This is a genomic window from Klenkia marina, from assembly GCF_900101025.1.
In the GTDB taxonomy this organism is placed as follows: domain Bacteria; phylum Actinomycetota; class Actinomycetes; order Mycobacteriales; family Geodermatophilaceae; genus Klenkia; species Klenkia marina.
In genome coordinates this window covers 608,192-623,541 of record NZ_FMUH01000001.1, presented here as the reverse complement: position 1 = coordinate 623,541, position 15,350 = coordinate 608,192, and the positions used below count along the sequence as shown (strand labels likewise).

16 protein-coding genes are annotated in these 15,350 nt (G+C 77.1%); 9 read left to right on the top strand and 7 right to left on the bottom strand.

The annotated features are described in order from the left end of the window. Positions 1 to 29 precede the first annotated feature (29 nt). The 6 genes from def to BLP29_RS03150 all read left to right on the top strand — a co-directional run bounded on the left by def (position 30) and on the right by BLP29_RS03150 (position 4,657). Positions 30 to 587: a peptide deformylase gene (gene def, locus BLP29_RS03175; RefSeq protein WP_092799666.1), complete on the top strand. Its 558-nt coding sequence runs from the start codon at positions 30 to 32 to the stop codon at positions 585 to 587. Next, a complete protein-coding gene (gene cbiE, locus BLP29_RS03170; protein ID WP_092799664.1) occupies positions 584 to 1,801 on the top strand; it encodes a precorrin-6y C5,15-methyltransferase (decarboxylating) subunit CbiE in 1,218 nt (405 codons plus the stop codon). The genes def and cbiE overlap by 4 nt, the downstream gene beginning before the upstream one ends. Next, positions 1,798 to 2,538: a precorrin-4 C(11)-methyltransferase gene (gene cobM / locus BLP29_RS03165; RefSeq protein ID WP_092799662.1), complete on the top strand. Its 741-nt coding sequence runs from the start codon at positions 1,798 to 1,800 to the stop codon at positions 2,536 to 2,538. Before cbiE ends, cobM begins: the two co-directional genes overlap by 4 nt. A gap of 65 nt (positions 2,539 to 2,603) precedes the next feature. Next, entirely contained in the window at positions 2,604 to 3,308 is a 705-nt protein-coding gene (locus tag BLP29_RS03160) for a cobalt-precorrin-6A reductase (RefSeq protein ID WP_243469656.1), read from the top strand. After that, positions 3,299 to 3,946: an HAD hydrolase-like protein gene (locus BLP29_RS03155; protein ID WP_092799658.1), complete on the top strand. Its 648-nt coding sequence runs from the start codon at positions 3,299 to 3,301 to the stop codon at positions 3,944 to 3,946. Before BLP29_RS03160 ends, BLP29_RS03155 begins: the two co-directional genes overlap by 10 nt. A 102-nt stretch (positions 3,947 to 4,048) precedes the next feature. Continuing rightward, positions 4,049 to 4,657, top strand: a complete 609-nt coding sequence (locus BLP29_RS03150; RefSeq protein WP_165839254.1) for a PilZ domain-containing protein — start codon at positions 4,049 to 4,051, stop codon at positions 4,655 to 4,657. Here BLP29_RS03150 and BLP29_RS03145 read toward each other — a convergent pair. Next, positions 4,644 to 5,834, bottom strand: a complete 1,191-nt coding sequence (locus tag BLP29_RS03145) for an MFS transporter (protein ID WP_243469655.1) — start codon at positions 5,832 to 5,834, stop codon at positions 4,644 to 4,646. The genes BLP29_RS03150 and BLP29_RS03145 overlap by 14 nt on opposite strands. Before the next feature lie 197 nt (positions 5,835 to 6,031). On the opposite strand from BLP29_RS03145, the gene BLP29_RS03140 reads away from it, so the two are divergent. Then, positions 6,032 to 6,997 carry a hypothetical protein gene (locus tag BLP29_RS03140; RefSeq protein ID WP_243469654.1) on the top strand — a complete coding sequence of 322 codons (966 nt, stop codon included), beginning with the start codon at positions 6,032 to 6,034 and terminating at the stop codon, positions 6,995 to 6,997. A gap of 129 nt (positions 6,998 to 7,126) precedes the next feature. Here the strand turns inward: BLP29_RS03140 and BLP29_RS03135 are convergent, their stop codons facing one another. The 4 genes from BLP29_RS03135 to BLP29_RS03120 are packed head-to-tail and all read right to left on the bottom strand — an operon-like array spanning position 7,127 to position 11,856. Then, complete coding sequence (locus BLP29_RS03135; protein ID WP_092799652.1) at positions 7,127 to 8,707, bottom strand: precorrin-2 C(20)-methyltransferase; 1,581 nt, start codon at positions 8,705 to 8,707, stop codon at positions 7,127 to 7,129. After that, positions 8,704 to 9,339, bottom strand: a complete 636-nt coding sequence (locus tag BLP29_RS03130) for a precorrin-8X methylmutase (protein WP_092799650.1) — start codon at positions 9,337 to 9,339, stop codon at positions 8,704 to 8,706. Before BLP29_RS03130 ends, BLP29_RS03135 begins: the two co-directional genes overlap by 4 nt. Then, complete coding sequence (gene cobG / locus BLP29_RS03125; RefSeq protein ID WP_092799648.1) at positions 9,336 to 10,604, bottom strand: precorrin-3B synthase; 1,269 nt, start codon at positions 10,602 to 10,604, stop codon at positions 9,336 to 9,338. The genes BLP29_RS03130 and cobG overlap by 4 nt, the downstream gene beginning before the upstream one ends. Positions 10,605 to 10,617: 13 nt before the next feature. Next, entirely contained in the window at positions 10,618 to 11,856 is a 1,239-nt protein-coding gene (locus BLP29_RS03120) for an MFS transporter (protein WP_165839253.1), read from the bottom strand. Positions 11,857 to 11,937: 81 nt separating this feature from the next. Here BLP29_RS03120 and BLP29_RS21730 point away from each other — a divergent pair, with 81 nt between their 5' ends. After that, entirely contained in the window at positions 11,938 to 12,261 is a 324-nt protein-coding gene (locus tag BLP29_RS21730) for a tetratricopeptide repeat protein (protein WP_092799646.1), read from the top strand. 6 nt (positions 12,262 to 12,267) lie between these two features. Here the strand turns inward: BLP29_RS21730 and BLP29_RS03110 are convergent, their stop codons facing one another. Beyond that, positions 12,268 to 12,807: a TIGR03086 family metal-binding protein gene (locus BLP29_RS03110; protein ID WP_092800766.1), complete on the bottom strand. Its 540-nt coding sequence runs from the start codon at positions 12,805 to 12,807 to the stop codon at positions 12,268 to 12,270. A 38-nt stretch (positions 12,808 to 12,845) separates the two neighbouring features. Between BLP29_RS03110 and BLP29_RS03105 the strand changes: the two genes are divergently transcribed. Then, complete coding sequence (locus BLP29_RS03105) at positions 12,846 to 13,676, top strand: helix-turn-helix domain-containing protein (RefSeq protein WP_092799644.1); 831 nt, start codon at positions 12,846 to 12,848, stop codon at positions 13,674 to 13,676. On the opposite strand, the gene BLP29_RS03100 is transcribed toward BLP29_RS03105, so the two are convergent. After that, a complete protein-coding gene (locus tag BLP29_RS03100) occupies positions 13,667 to 15,334 on the bottom strand; it encodes a hypothetical protein (RefSeq protein WP_092799642.1) in 1,668 nt (555 codons plus the stop codon). The genes BLP29_RS03105 and BLP29_RS03100 overlap by 10 nt on opposite strands. Positions 15,335 to 15,350 lie beyond the last annotated feature (16 nt).

Genomic DNA, 15,350 nt, shown 5'->3' with positions numbered 1-15,350 from the left:
CGGAATGGTGCCAACTACGATCGGCCCCCATGCGCTTGCCCGGCCGTTACGACGGCGTCGCCCGGCCGATCGTCACCTACGGCAGCAACCCGGTGCTGCACCGGCGCTGCGCCGACGTGACCACCTTCGACCGCGACCTGCGGCACCTGGTGCTCGACATGTTCGCCTCGATGCAGGCCGCCGACGGCGTGGGCCTGGCGGCCAACCAGATCGGCGTCGACGCCCGTGTGTTCGTCATCGACTGCCCCGACGCCCACGGCAACGACGTGGTCGGCTACGTCTGCAACCCGGTGCTCACCATCCTCGAGCCGCTCGACGACGAGCCCGAGGTCGAGCGCACCGAGGAGGGCTGCCTGTCGGTGCCCGGCCCCTACGCCGAGCTCGACCGCGCCTTCCGAGCCCGGGTCGACGGCGTCGACGCGCACGGCGACCCCACCTCGATCGAGGCCACCGGCATGGCGGCCCGCTGCCTGCAGCACGAGGTCGACCACCTCGACGGCACGGTCTACGTCGACCGCCTGCCCGCCGAGCAGCGCGAGCAGCTGCTGGCCGAGGCCGCCGGCCCGCAGGGGGACCTCCCCGCGTGACGGCTGCCCCGTCCCGTCCCCGGACCCCGCCCGTCGTCGTGGTCGGCATCGGCGCCGACGGCTGGGACGGCCTCTCGCCGCTCGCGCGTGCCGCGGTGCAGGACGCCGACGTGCTGGTCGGCAGCGCTCGGCAGCTCGACCTCGTGCCCACGTCGGCCGCCGAGCGCCGCACCTGGCCCTCCCCGCTGGTGCCGGCCATCACCGGCCTGTTCGCCGAGCTGGCCGGTCGTGCGGTCGTCGTCCTGGCCTCGGGCGACCCCATGCTCTCGGGCATCGGCACCACGCTGGTGCGCGAGCTCGGCGCCGACGCCGTGCGGGTGCTGCCCGCGCCGTCCTCCGTGTCGCTGGCCTGCGCCCGGCTGGGCTGGGCGGTGGAGGACACGCAGGTGGTGTCGCTGGTCGGCCGGCCGGTCGAGCTGCTGCACCCGCACGTGCACCCCGGACGCCGGCTGCTGGTGCTGGGGTCCGACGGCGCCACCCCGGCCGCCGTGGCCGCGCTGCTCACCGACCGGGGCTACGGGGAGTCGACGGTCACCGTGCTCGCCGCGCTCGGCGGGCCGGAGGAGTCGGTGACCACCGGGACGGCGTCCGCCTGGGTCGACCGCGCCCACCCGCTGGTCGTCACCGCGGTCGAGTGCCGGGGCGCCGCGCTGCTGCCCACGACGCCCGGGCTGCCCGACGACGCCTTCGAGCACGACGGCCAGCTCACCAAGAGCGAGGTGCGCGCGGTGACGCTGGCCCGGCTCGCCCCGGTGCCCGGCCAGCTGCTCTGGGACGTCGGCGCGGGCTCGGGGTCGATCGGCATCGAGTGGATGCGGGTGCACCCGTCGTCCCGGGCGGTGGCGGTCGAGCCGGTGGCCGAGCGGGCCGCCCGCATCGCACGCAACGCAGCCGGGCTCGGCGTCCCCGGGCTGCGGGTCGTGCACGGCCGGGCGCCCGACGCGCTCGCCGGCCTGCCCGCCCCCGACGCCGTGTTCGTCGGCGGCGGCGCCACCACGCCGCTGCTGCTCGACGCCTGCTGGGACGCCCTGGCGGCCGGCGGCCGGTTGGTGGTCAACGCGGTCACCGTGCAGAGCGAGGCCGTGCTGGCCGACTGGCAGTCCCGGTACGGCGGCGCCATGGTGCGGTTGGCCGTGCAGCGCGCCGAACCCGTCGGCGGGTTCCTCGGGTGGAAGGCGGCCATGCCCGTGACCATCTGGAGCGGCACGCGATGACGGTCCACTTCATCGGGGCCGGGCCCGGGGCCGCCGACCTCATGACGTTGCGGGGGGCGCGGCTGATCGCCGCCTGCCCCGTGGTGCTCTACGCCGGCGCGCTGGTGCCGCGCGAGCTGCTGGACACCGCCCGCCCCGACGCCCGGCTGGTCGACACCGCCGACCTCGACCTCGACGCCATCACCGCTGAGCTCGTCGGGGCGCACGAGGCCGGCCTCGACGTCGCCCGGCTGCACTCGGGCGACCCGTCGGTCTACAGCGCGATGGCCGAGCAGATGCGCCGTCTCGACGCCGCCGAGGTGCCCTACGACGTCGTCCCCGGGGTGCCCGCCTTCGCCGCCGCCGCGGCCACGTTGAAGCGGGAGCTCACCGTGCCCGGCGTCGGCCAGACCGTCGTCCTCACCCGCACGTCGGCCCGCTCGACCGCCATGCCGCCGGGGGAGGAGCTCGCCGCCTACGCCGCCACCGGCGCCACGCTGGTGCTGCACCTGGCCGTGCAGCGCATCGCCGAGCTGGCCCCGCAGCTGGCCGAGCACTACGGCCCCGACGGTGCGGTGGCGGTGGTGGCGCGGGCCTCCCGCGACGACGAGCTGGTGCTGCGCGGCACACTGGCCGACATCGCCGAGCAGGTCGCCGCGGCGGGCGTCGTCCGGACGGCGGTCGTCGTCGTCGGCCCGGTGCTGACCGCCGCGGCCTTCCCCGACAGCCACCTGTACTCCACGACGCGCCCGCGATGACGGACCCTGTCGCCGCCCGCCCCTCGGAGGTCCGTGGCGGGTCCGTGCGACGGGGTCGCCCCGGCGTGCTGCTGCTGGGCGGGACGGGGGAGGCTCGCGAGCTGGCCGCGGCGCTGGTGGCCGACGGCGTGGACGTCGTGTCGTCGCTGGCCGGGCGGCTGGCCGACCCGCGGCTGCCCGACGGCGACGTGCGGGTCGGCGGGTTCGGCGGGGTCGAGGGGCTCGCGGCCTGGTTGCGCGAGCACCGGCCCGGCGCCGTCGTCGACGCCACCCACCCCTTCGCCGCCGGCATGACCGCGAACGCAGCCAGGGCCTGCACCGCCACCGGCACCCGGCTGCTGCGCCTGCAGCGCCCCGGGTGGACGGCCGGCCCGGGCGACGACTGGCGGTGGGCCGACTCGCTGGCCGACGCCGCCGGGATGGTGCACGGCACGGTCTTCCTGACCACCGGCCGGCAGGGCGTGGGCGCGTTCGCCGGGCTGCCCGGCCGGGTGCTGGTGCGCTGCGTCGACCCGCCGACCGACCCGTTGCCGGCCGGGGCGGTGCTGCTGCTGGCCCGCGGGCCGTTCACCGTCGACGACGAGCTGGCCCTGATGCGGGAGCACGCCGTCGACGTCGTCGTGACCAAGGACTCGGGAGGGCACATGACCGCGGCCAAGCTGGTCGCCGCACGCGAGCTGGGCATCCCGGTGGTGCTGGTGCGCCGCCCCCCGATCCCGGACGGCGTCCTCGTGGTCGCCTCGGTGCAGGAGGCCCTCGCGTGCCTCTGACGCTGTTCGACCTCGACGGGACGCTGGTGGACTCCGCGCCGGGCATCCACGCCTCGGTCCGGGTGGCCGCCGCCCGGCTGGGGCTGCCCGAGCCGACGTCCGACCAGCTCACCGCCATGGTGGGCCCGCCGCTGCAGGACGGCTTCGCCACCGTGCTCGGGCTCGACCTGCCCGACGTCGACCGGGCGGTCGCGGCCTACCGGGCGCACTACGCGGCCGGCGCGATGTTCGACGCGCCCCTGTACCCCGGCGTGCCCGAGCTGCTGGCGCAGCTGCGCAGCGAGGGCCAGCTGCTCGCCGTCGCCACCTCCAAGCCCGTGGAGTTCGCCCGCCGGATCCTCGACCACGTCGGGCTGGGCGAGGCGTTCGACAGCGTGCACGGCGCGACGCTCGACGGGCGGGTGCGGCACAAGCAGCAGGTCGTCGCCCGCGCGCTCGCCGAGCACCCGGACGGCGCGCAGCCGGTGCTGGTGGGTGACCGCGCGCAGGACGTCGTCGGCGCCCGCGTGCACGGGCTGCCGTGCGTGGGCGCCGGCTGGGGGCCGGCGCGCCCGGGCGAGCTGGCCCAGGCCGGCGCGGCCGTCGTCGTCGCCACCCCGGCCGAGGTGCCCGCCGCACTGGTGGCGTTGCGGACCTGACCCGGGCGGGTGATCACCCGCCCGTGGGCTCATCGCGACGGCCTCCGCGGCCGATCACCAGACCGACGGGGAACGCACACGTTCCCCACAGGGAGGTGGAGCGTGGCGGTGGAGCTGCCGGTGACCGGCGCGCTCGTCGACGTCGTGGCCGGCGCGGAGGTCCTCACGGGCCACGTGGCGCTGGTGCGCCCCGGCGCCGTCGTCGTCGAGCTGCCCGTCGAGCCGGTCCGCACCGAGCCGCTGCGCATCTACTGGGCCGCACCCGAGGGCGTGCACACGGTGCTGGCCCGGCTGGGGCTGCGCTGGCCGGTCCGCACCGGCGTCCGCTGGCAGCTGCTGCCCGCGGCGTCCCCCGAGCGGGGCAACCGCCGGGACGCCGTCCGGGCGCCGGTGCGGTTGGAGCTGCAGGTCACCGACTTCGCCACCGGCGCGGTCTTCCGCGGCCGCACCACCGACCTCAGCGAGGCCGGTCTGCGGGCCCGGGTCGAAACCGGCCCGCACGCGCCCGGTGAGGGCGCCGCGGTGGACATCGGGCTGCTGCTGCGCGGCGCGGTCTTCCCGGCCGCCGGCACGCTGCGGACCGTCGTCGGCGACGCGACCGGCTGGGACATCACCGTCGCCTTCGTCGACCTGCCCGAGAGCATGGCCGACCTGCTGCGGGCCCAGGTGTTCGCGGCACTGCGGGAGCAGCGGCGGCTCAGCCTGCTGTGACCGGCCGGCGCTGCACCAGCAGCCCGGCGACCGCGCTCAGCGCCAGCACCACGACCACCCCGCCGTACACCTCGGCGGTGGTGGTCAGCCCCACGTGCGCGGCGGCGGTGCCCGCCGCGATGGCCGGCAGGCTGAAGGCCAGGTAGCTGGCGGTGAAGACCGCCGAGAGCAGCCCGGCGCGCTGGGCGGGGTCCACGCCGCGGGTGACCGTGGCCATCGCGCCCAGGAAGGCCGAGCCGAAGCCGAACCCGGACACCACGGCGGCCAGGAAGAACGCGGCCAACGACCCCGCGGCCAGCGCCGCCACGGTGCCGACGACGCCGACGGCGAACACCGACGCGCCGACCACCATCCCCTGGGTGGGGCGCAGCCGCTGGGTCAGCAGCGAGCCGGCCAGCCCGGTGCCGTTGAGCGCCAGCACCACCAGGCTGCCGACGGCGTGGTCGGCGACGCCGTAGACGTCGGCGACCAGCGAGGGGCCCAGCGAGGCGTAGAGCCCACCGAGCGCCCAGGTGGCCATCAGGCACGGCAGGGCCGTCGTGAACGCCCGCCGGTTGGCCCGCGGCACGTGGACGCTGGGCCGCAGCGAGGCCGCCGCACCGGGCACCCGCGGCGAGGTCTCGGGCAGCGCCACCCAGACCGCCACCGCGGCGAGGACGAAGAGCGCGGCGAGCACCCCGAACACCCAGTCGGTGGGCGAGGGCAGGTGCTGCACCGCGACACCGGCACCGACCGCGCCGAGCGAGAGCCCCAGCCCGGGGGAGGCCGAGTTCACCAGCGCGCCGCGGGGCCGGTCGGTGCGCTGCAGGTCCAGCAGCGCGGCACCGAACGCCCCGGTCATGGCGCCGGTGGCCAGGCCCTGCACGATGCGGGCGGCCAGCAACCAGGCCACGCCGTCGGCGGCGAGGAACAGCACCATCGCGGCGGCCTCGACCACCAGGGCGACCGCCAGCACCGGCCGCCGTCCGACGTGGTCGCTCAGCGCGCCGACGGTCAGCAGCGCGACCAGCAGGGCGAGGGCGTACACGGCGAACACGACCGTGATGAGCCCGGAGCCGAAGCCGAACTCCTCGGCGTAGACGCGGTAGAGCGGCGACGGGACGCCGGAGGCCGCCAGCACGAGGACCAGCAGCACCGCCACCGACCAGAACGCGACGGGCCGGGAGAGGGTGCGCACGCAGCAGGCCAGCACCGCGCGACCCGCGTGTGTTCCCGCCCCCGCGACCCGCATGGTCCGCTGGGTGTGCGACCAGCGCTGTCCGGAGACCGTCGTGACGACAGGGGCCGCACAGTCGACGTGGGTGTGCAGTGGTTGTCCACAGCCGGGGGGACGGTGAGTGCGGAGGGCGTCGTCGTCCGGCACGCTGCACAGCCGTGCCCCGACCCGCCCGCCCGGTCCCGCCGGAGCTGCTGGCCGGCCCGTTCCGTGGGTCCGTCGCCGTGGCCCAGGGGTTGCTGACGCCGGCGCAGCTGCGCGGGCGCGGCTGGCAGCGCGTCCTCCCCGACGTGTACACCCGGGCGGACGCGGACCTCACCCACGAGCTGCGGGCGCGGGCGGCTGCGGTGCTCCTGCCCGATGCGGTGGTCACCGGTCGCAGCGCGGCCTGGCTCTGGCGGGTCGACGTCGACGGGCCCGACGGTGCCGCGCGGTGCCCCCACGTCGAGGTGACGATCCCCCCGGGCGGTCGAACCCGGGTACCAGGCCTCGTCGTCCGTCGGCGGGTGCTGGCGGACCACCAGGTGGGCGCCCCGCCGTGGCTCCGCGACGTGCCTACGCTGTGGCCCGAGCACGCAGCGCTCGAACTCGCCGCCGACCCGGCCCGCAGCCACGTCGATTCCGTCGTCGTCCTCGACCAGTTCGTCGAGTCGACGGGGGCCTCGCTGGTGTCGTTGCGCCGTGCTGCCGCGGGTTGGACCGGCCGTGGCTGCCGAGGGTTGCGCGCTGCCCTCCTCGATGCCGACGGCTTGGCCGGTTCGCCGCCCGAGACGCGCCTGCGCCTGGCCATGGGAACCGCCGGTCTGCCGCCGCCCGTCGCCCAGTACCGGCTGGCCCATGCTTCCGGACGACGGGTGAAGCTCCTGGACTTCGCGTGGCCGCACCTGCGCCTGGCCGTCGAGTACGACGGGGCCACCCACATCGGCACGTCCACCCGACCCGAGACCCGGTTCGCCCTGCCGAAGGACCGCCGCGTGCTGAACGAGGTCCAGGAGCTGGGCTGGCGGCTGTTCTACGTGACGGCTCCCGACCACCACGACATGGCCGGCGTGGTGGCGCGGATCGGGGAGGCGCTGCAGATCCGCGCTGCCGAGGTGGGGCTTCCCCTCCACCCCGGCAGCTGACCACCGCACGGGTGGGCCATGGTCGAGAGTGCGATCTCTGCGCCGTCGGCGGAGCGGTGGCAGCAACCACAGCACGGTCGGCGCCGCCGCCAGGCGGGGCGGGGCGGGGCGGGGCGGGGCGGGCGACGGTCAGCCGGGGTAGGTGCGGCTGGTGTAGACCTGCCCGCTCGGCGTCACCCGGGTCTGGGTGCTGCCGATCATCACCAGGCAGCGCATGTCGACGGTGCCGGGGTCGAGGTCGCCCAGCGTGGTCACCGTCACCGACTCCTCGGGCCCGCCGACGTCGCGACCGACGACCACCACGGTGTCGGCTGAGCGCACCTCGAGCAGCGCCTCGCGGGCGTCGAACAGCTGCTGCGGCCGGGCCTTCGAGCGCGGGTTGTAGATCGCGATGACCAGGTCGGCCTGCGCTGCGTGCCGCAGCCGGTCGAGCACGACGTCGAAGGGCTTGAGGACGTCGGACAGCGACAGGATGCAGAAGTCGTGGCCCAGCGGCGCCCCGATGCGCGAGGCGACGGCCTGCGCGGCGGTGATGCCCGGCAGCACCCGCACCGGGACGTCGGGGAAGTCGGCCGCCGCCACCTCGAGCACCGCGGCGGCCATCGCGAACACCCCCGGGTCGCCGCTGGAGACCACCGCGACCCGACGGCCGGTGCGGGCCATCGCCAGGGCGGCCGCGGCGCGCTCGGCCTCGACCCGGTTGTCGCTGGGGTGCTTGACCTGCCGCGGGTTGGCCGCGACCCGGTCGAGGTAGGGCCCGTAGCCGACCAGGTCGTCGGCCTCGGCCAGCGCGGCGACGGCCTCGGGCGTCGTCCACCAGCGAGCGCCGGGCCCCAGTCCGACGACGGTCACCGACCCGGGAGCCGCCCCGGGACCCTGCGGCAGGGGAGCCCCCGCACCGTCTTCTGCCCCCGGGGCGTGGTGCAGGGGCTCCCTCGCCTCCCCGTGGGCCGCGGCGGGCACGGCGAGGTCGGGGGCGTCGTTGCCGGGGCCGGTCAGCTCGCTGGGCAGCAGCGCCAGCGAGAAGTAGGGCACCGAGTCCGGGTCGACGTCGGCCAGCGGCAGCACGCGCTCGCGGTCGGTGGTGGCCCGCTCCACGTACCAGGCGCGGTCGAGCACCCCGGCGACGGCGAACGCGTCGCGGACGGCGGGGAACGTGCGGCCCAGCTTCATCACCGCGGCGGAGTCGGCGGTCTCCAGCCAGGCGGCGAGCTCCTCGGTGGGCAGCGTGCCGGGCAGCACGGTGAGCACCTCGTCGCGCTCGACCAGCGGCCGGCCCAGCACCGCCGACGCCCCGCTCACGCTGGTCACGCCGGGCACCACCTCGGTCGGGTACCGGTGCGCCAGCCGCTTGTGCATGTGCATGTACGAGCCGTAGAAGAACGGGTCGCCCTCGGCCAGGACGACGACGTCGCGCCCGGCGTCCAGGTGCGCAGCCAGCCGCGCCGCGGCGGCCTCGTAGAACTCGTCGATGGCGCCCTGGTAGCCGCCGGGGTGGTCGGTGGTCTCGGTGGTCACCGGGTAGACCAGCAGCTCCTCGACCTGGCCGGCGCGCAGGTAGGGCTCGGCCAGCCCGCGGGCGACCGACCGGCCGTGCCGCGCCGAGTGGAAGGCGACGACGTCGGCGGCGCAGATCAGCCGGGCCGCCTTCACCGTGACGAGCTCGGGGTCACCGGGGCCGAGCCCGACCCCGTAGAGGCGTCCGGTCATTCGGCGGTGCTCGCGAGCGCGTTGACCGCGGCCGCGGTCATGGCCGACCCGCCACGCCGACCGCGGACGACCAGGAAGTCGAGGTCCGAGGCCGCCAGGGCGTCCTTGCTCTCGACCGCGCCGATGAACCCGACCGGGATCCCGACGACGGCCGCGGGGCGCGGGGCGCCGGCGGCGACCATCTCGAGCAGGTGGAACAGCGCGGTGGGCGCGTTGCCGATGGCCACCACGGCGCCGTCGAGCTTCTCGCCCCACAGGTGCAGCGCGGCTGCGGTGCGGGTGGTGCCCATCTCGCGGGCGAGGTCCGGCGTGCGGGGGTCGTTCAGCGTGCAGACCACCTCGTTGAACGCCGGCAGCCGCTTGCGGGTGACGCCGGCGGCGACCATCTGCGCGTCGCACAGCACCGGGGCGCCGCGCTCGAGCGCCGTGCGGGCCTTGCCCACCACGCCCTCGGAGAACGCCACGTCGTCGACCAGGTCGACCTGCCCGCAGGCGTGGATCATCCGCACCGTCACCTGCGCGACGTCGGCCGGCAGCCGGTCCAGCGCGGCCTCGCGGCGGATCGTGGCGAACGACTGCCGGTAGATCTCGGCGCCGTCGTGCTCGTACTCGTACTCGGTCCTGCTCGTCACCCTGCTCCGATCTCGTAGCCCTGACCGGTGGCCAGGACGTCGGTCGATCCTGCCGGGCGCCCGCAGCGGCGTTCGCACCCGGCCCAGTGCTGGGGGCCCGCGACCGGCAGCGTGCCGGTCGCGACGGCCCGGGCGGCGTCGGCCCGGACGTCGGCGCGCGACTTCGCGCACCCCGGCAGCCCGGCGCACGCGGTCACGTGCGCCCACGGGCTGTCCGCGTCGAACACCAGGCCCGCGTGGTGCAGGGCGGTGGCGACGTCGTCGACGTACTCGTCGGGCAGGTCGGGGACGGCGACGCTGCGCCACGGCGTCACCTGCACCTCGCTGCCCAGCGCCGCGGTGACCTGCACCAGGACGTCGAGCGCCGGCGTGGTCAACCGCCCCAGCGGCACGAGCCCCACGAGCGCGACGAGCCCGTCGGCCTGGTCGGCCGATCCGGCACGGACCGTGCCGAGCGGAGTCCCGGAGGCATCCCCGGGGACCGGTGTCGGTGCACCCGGTCGTGCTCCGGCCGGGACCGCGGCCGGGGTACGTCCCCCCGGGCCGACGGCCGTCCCCGTCCGTTCCCCGGGGGACACCTCGGTCCCGCGCTCGTCGCGGACCAGGCGCCGGGACACCCGGGCCGGGCCGTCGTCCAGCTCGACCAGGCGCCATGCCCGGCTGTCCTGGGCCTCGCGCTCGGCGAGGAAGGCGTGGGCGGCGCGCAGCGCGAGGCGGTGGGCCTCGGCGGGGTCGGCGCGCAGGCCGGTGTCGTGGCCGGCGAGGGTGAGCGCGACGGCGTCGGCGGCGACCCCGAGCAGGCCCACGTCGCCGGCGAGGCCGTGCACGTCGCCCCGGCCGTCGTCGACGGTGAGCAGGAACCGGCCCGGCAGCGCGGCCAGGGCGGGGTCGGCGACCAGACCGGCGTCGAAGGCGCGCACGACGGGACGGACGTCGACCAGCCCGCCGTCGGTGCGGCCCGACAGCACGCTGGCCACCACGTTGCGGGCGGTCTCGTGCGGCTCCGACGGCAGCAGACCGGCGTCGTGCAGCCGGCGGGCGAGCTCGGGCGGGGCGTCCTCGGCCAGGCCGCGCAGCTGCAGGTTGCCCCGGCTGGTCAGCTCCAGTGCCCCGTCGGCCAGGTCCACCGCCGCCTGCGCGAGCACCAGCAGCTGGGGCCCGGACAGCAGGCCACCGGGCACCCGCACGCGGGCGAGCCGGCCGTCGGCGGCCAGGTGGGTCTGCACCGCACCCGGGCAGGCGTCGGCTCGGTCGCGGGTGGTCATGGCCCGCCCGAGGTTACGTGCGGCTGCGGCGGCCCAGCAGGAGGACCACCGGCACCAGCAGGACGCCGGCCGCCGCGGCCACCGTCGGGTAGCCACCGGCGGCGAGCACCGGGCCGGCCAGCGCGCCCGCGGCGGCGCCGGCCAGGCCCATCACCAGGTCCGAGGTCCCCTGGGCCGAGGTGCGCACCTCGGCGGGCACCGACTCCGACAGCAAGGTGGAGCCGGCGACCAGCGCCGCCGACCAGCCCAGCCCGAGCAGCAGCATCGACACGGTCACCCAGCCCCGGGCCTGCGCCGGGGCCAGCCCGCCGACCACGAGCGCGGCGGCGAGCAGCCCGGTGCCGAGCACCACGGTGGCCACCCGCCCGGCCCGGTCGGCGAGCCAGCCCATCACCGGCGAGGCCGCGTACATGCCGGCGATGTGCACGCTGATCACCAGCCCGACGACCTCCAGGGAGGCCCCGCCGTGGCCCAGGTGCACCGGGGTCATGACCATCACGCCGACCATCACGGCGTGCGCGGTCATCACGGCGACCAGGCCCAGCCGGGCGGCCGGGATGCCGAGCACCACGCGCAGGGTGGCGCCGACGGTCGGCCGGGGCCCGGGCGCGACCGGCCCCCCGGCGACCACGAGCGGGTCGGGGCGCAGCAGCAGCCACACGACCAGCGCACCGGCGGCGAACGACACCGCGGAGAACAGGTAGGGCCCGGCCAGCGGCGGTAGCCCCAGGGCGTCGCCGACCCGGCCACCGAGCCCGGACAGGTTCGGCCCGGCCACGGCGCCGGCGGTCGTGGCCCACACGACGACCGACAAAGACCGGCCCCGGGTCTCGGGCGTCGCCGCGTCGGTCGCGGCGTAGCGCGCCTGCAGGCCCGAGGCGGTCGCCCCGCCGAACAGCAGCAGGCCGCCGACCAGCAGCGCGAACGACCCGAGGACGGCGGCCAGCACGGTGAGCCCGGCGCCGAGCAGACCCAGCGCGTACCCGGTGGCCAGGGCCGGACGGCGGCCGCGCGCTGCCGCGAGCCGGGCCAGCGGGACGGCGAGCGCGGCCGACCCGAGCACGGTGGCGGTCTGCGCGAGCCCGGACAGCGCGGTCGACCCGGCGACGTCCTCGGCGAGCAGCCCGCCGACGGCGATGCCGCTGGCCACGCCCACGCCGCCGAGCACCTGGCTGCCGACGAGCACGGGGACGGCCCGGCGGCGGGCCCGGTCGCGGACCTGGTCGTCGGCGCTGTCGACGGGGACGCTCACGAGGGGGATCCTCCACCCCAGGTGGTGCGGGAATGCGGCGGGCGGCGCCGTGTTGCACCGGCCGCCTGAGAGGAGGCCGCGATGACCACCATCGACCTGCACTCCGAGTTCCTGCGCGCGGAGCTCTTCCTCACCAGCGGTCAGCCCGCCGAGGCCGTGTCCATCCTGGCTCCGGTGGTCGCGGACTACCCGCACGACGTGGCCGTGCTCGAGCTGCTGGGCCGTGCGTGCTTCGAGTCCGCGCAGCTGGCGAAGGCCGAGGAGGCCTTCGGTGAGCTGGTGGAGCTGGCGCCGGCCGACGGCTGGGCGCGCCGGGCCCTGGCCCGCACGCTCGAGCGCCAGCACCGGGCCGCGGAGGCGGCGGCCCACCACCGCATGGCCGACGCCCTGGGCGCGGCGGGCTGACCCGGCTCAGGCCTGCCGACCGAGCCGGGCGAGCACCGAGGTCTGCCGGTCGGCGTCCGCGTCGACCGGCAGGGCCGGTGCGCAGATGCCGTCCATGTGCAGGGCGTCGCCGAAGGAGTCCGCGCCGGCCTCGGTGCGGGCCAGCTCGGCGTCGGTGAGGGTCTCGTCGCCGCCGGTGGCGCGGGCGACGTCCCAGCGGTGCACCACCATGTCCCAGACGTAGAACTGCTCGAGGGTCGCGCCCACGGTGGTGGGCCCGAAGAAGCCGTCGTACTGCGTCCCGACCAGCTCGTCGGTCAGCGCGGCCTGCACCGCCCCGGCGTGCGCCCGGAACACGGTGGCCGGGTCGCCCGTGGGCCGCGGGCCGAGGTCGGCGCCGTGGGTGGCCAGCAGTTCGCGCTGGGTGTCCACGACGTGGGCGACGACGTCGGCCGCCGTCCACCCCTCGCAGGGCGACGGCGCGGACCACCGGTCGGCCGGGACGGCGTCCAGGACGGCGGCCAACGCGGCGGCGGTGGATCGGTAGGAGGCTGCGGTGTCGGTCATGGTGACCACCCTGGACGCCGTCGGGCAGGCTGGTCTTGATGGAACCCGACAGCACCGACGCGGTCGAGCGCGCGCACCTGAGGCCGCCCGGCGACCGCTCGCACACGATGTACCGGTACGGCCCGCCCGCGGGGCTCGAACCGCTCGTGCAGCGGTTCTGGGTCCCGGTCTGGTCGGTGCCGCCGGGGCAGGAGTCGACCCAGCACGTGCTGCAGTACCCGGTCGCCCTGCTGGTGGTGGCGCCGGACTACGCGCGCTTCTACGGCGTGGTCACCGGTCTGTCGGCGACCACGCTGGCCGGTGACGGCTGGGCGGTCGGCGTGATGCTCACCCCTGCGGCCGGGGCACTGGTGGCCGGTGTCGACATGTCGACCTTCACCGATCGACATGTCGACATCGCCGAGGTGCTCGGCGCCACCGACCTGCCCGCCCGGGTGCGCGCGGCCATGGCCGCCGACCCGCACGCCGTCGAGGCCCACCACGCCGCGACGGCGGCCTACGCCGACGTGCTGGCGCCGCTGCTGCCGGTGGACGCCGAGGGCGAGCTGGTCGACCGGGTGGTCGCGCTGGTCGAGAGCCGCCCCGACCTGCTGCGGGTGGCCCAGCTGTGCGAGGCCACCGGGCTGGGGGAGCGGGCCCTGCAGCGTCTGCTGCAGCGCCGGCTCGGGTTGACCCCGAAGTGGCTGATCCAGCGGCGCCGGCTGCACGAGGCCGCCGAGGCGCTGCGGCACGGCGAGGGTTCGATGGCCGAGACGGCGGCGGTGCTCGGCTACGCCGACCAGGCGCACTTCACTCGCGACTGGACGGCGGTCACCGGCACCCCACCGGCCCGGTTCGCCGCGGTCCACCGGCGGGGCGCTCAGTCGTAGGGGCCGGCCCCCGCCCGCGAGACCTCGCCGGGCACCCCGTCGGCCTCGTACACGGTGAGGGCGTCGGCGCCGTCCACGACGTAGGCCCAGCCCGCGTCGAGGTCGGGCTGCTGCACGGCCGCCCCGGCGTCGTCGCTGACCCGCACCGCGGCGCCGGTGGGTGCCACCACCAGCACGGTCGCGCCGAAGGTCGAGGAGTCGGTGGCGTAGCCCGAGCACCGGGTGACCACCGTGAGCGCGGCGAGGTCGGTGCCGGCCGGGTGGGTCTCGACCCCGCAGGTGGCGATGCGCCCACCGCCGGTCTCCTGCGCGGCCCACGCGGTGGAGGTGACCACCCCGCCGCTGGGGAAGGTGACCGCCACGGTCACCGCCGTGGCGCTGAGCCCGCCGGGGGCCGGGAACTGCCCGGCGCCCAGCACCGCCACCGCCAGGTCGGTGCCGGCCAGGCCGGTGGGCACGACCGCCTGGTCGACCGCCGCGTCGAAGGCGGTGCGGTCCACCGGACCGGGCCCCGACCGCGGTGCGCCCGGCTCCGGCCGTGCCCGGGAGCCCTCGACGTCGGACACGTAGTTGACCGGCTGCTCGGTGGCGAGCACCTCGCCGTCCCGGACCAGCCGGTAGGCCAGGGCGGGTGGGCCGACGGCGCCGGACAGCTGCGCCGCCGCGACGCCGTCCTCGGTGTCGGCGGGGGTGAACGCGAGGGAGGCGGTGCCGTCGGCCGCCACGGCGAACCCCGGCGTCACCTCGACGTCCTCGCCGGGGTCGGCCACCACGAGCAGGGTGGTGCCCCCCGCCGTGCCCACCGCCATCGACCAGGCCGCGGGGCCGCCGCCGTCGGTGAACGACGCCCCGGACAGCAGGAGGTCGGCAGGGTCGGCGCCCGCGTCCCCCGTGAACCAGTACGCGCTGGGCGCGCCGTCGGTCATCCGCACGAAGAGCACCCACCGCCGGCCGGCGACGTCACCGGCGTAGACCAGCCGGCCGTCGTCCTGTCCTGGGTCGAGGCGGCCGCGCAGGGCCGCGACCAGCGCGTCGTTCTCGGCCAGCGAACCCCGCGGGGGGCCGGCCGCCGGCGCGTCGGTGCCGGCCGCTGCGGTGGGCGGTGCCGAGGGGAGGGCGCCGGGCAACCACACCGCGCCGGCCCCGAGGACGGCGACCGCCCCGACCGCCAGCAGCACCCGCGCACGGCGCCGGCTGCGCACCGCGCGCACGCCCTCGGCCACGTCGCCGTCGGTGAGGTCGCGCAGGTCGGTGAGCTCGGCCAGGCCCTCGAGCCGGGCCGGGAGCTCGTCGGCCGGGATGCCGAGGCGGTCGGGCAGCGGGTCGGGGTCGGTGCCGGGCACCAGCCGGGCCACCTCGACGGCGGGCAGCCGCTCGTGCCAGCGCAGCACGGTCGCCGTCCGGGCGGGGCGGTCGAGGTCGTCGAGGGCGGCGGCCGTCGCGCGGGCGGTCGCGACGTCGGCGGGGGACAGCCACCACGGGTCGCCCGACGTCCCGGCGATCGAGGCGTCGCGGCCGAACCGGCGGCGCAGGTGGGCCCGCACCAGCCCGTCGAGCCCGCCGCCCCCGGCCAGCCCGCGGGCCAGCAGGTCGCGGGCCCCGGCGTCGCTGCCGGTCAGCAGGTAGGCGGTGGGCAGCAGGGTCCGCCAGTCGTCCACGCCGCACAGTGAACCC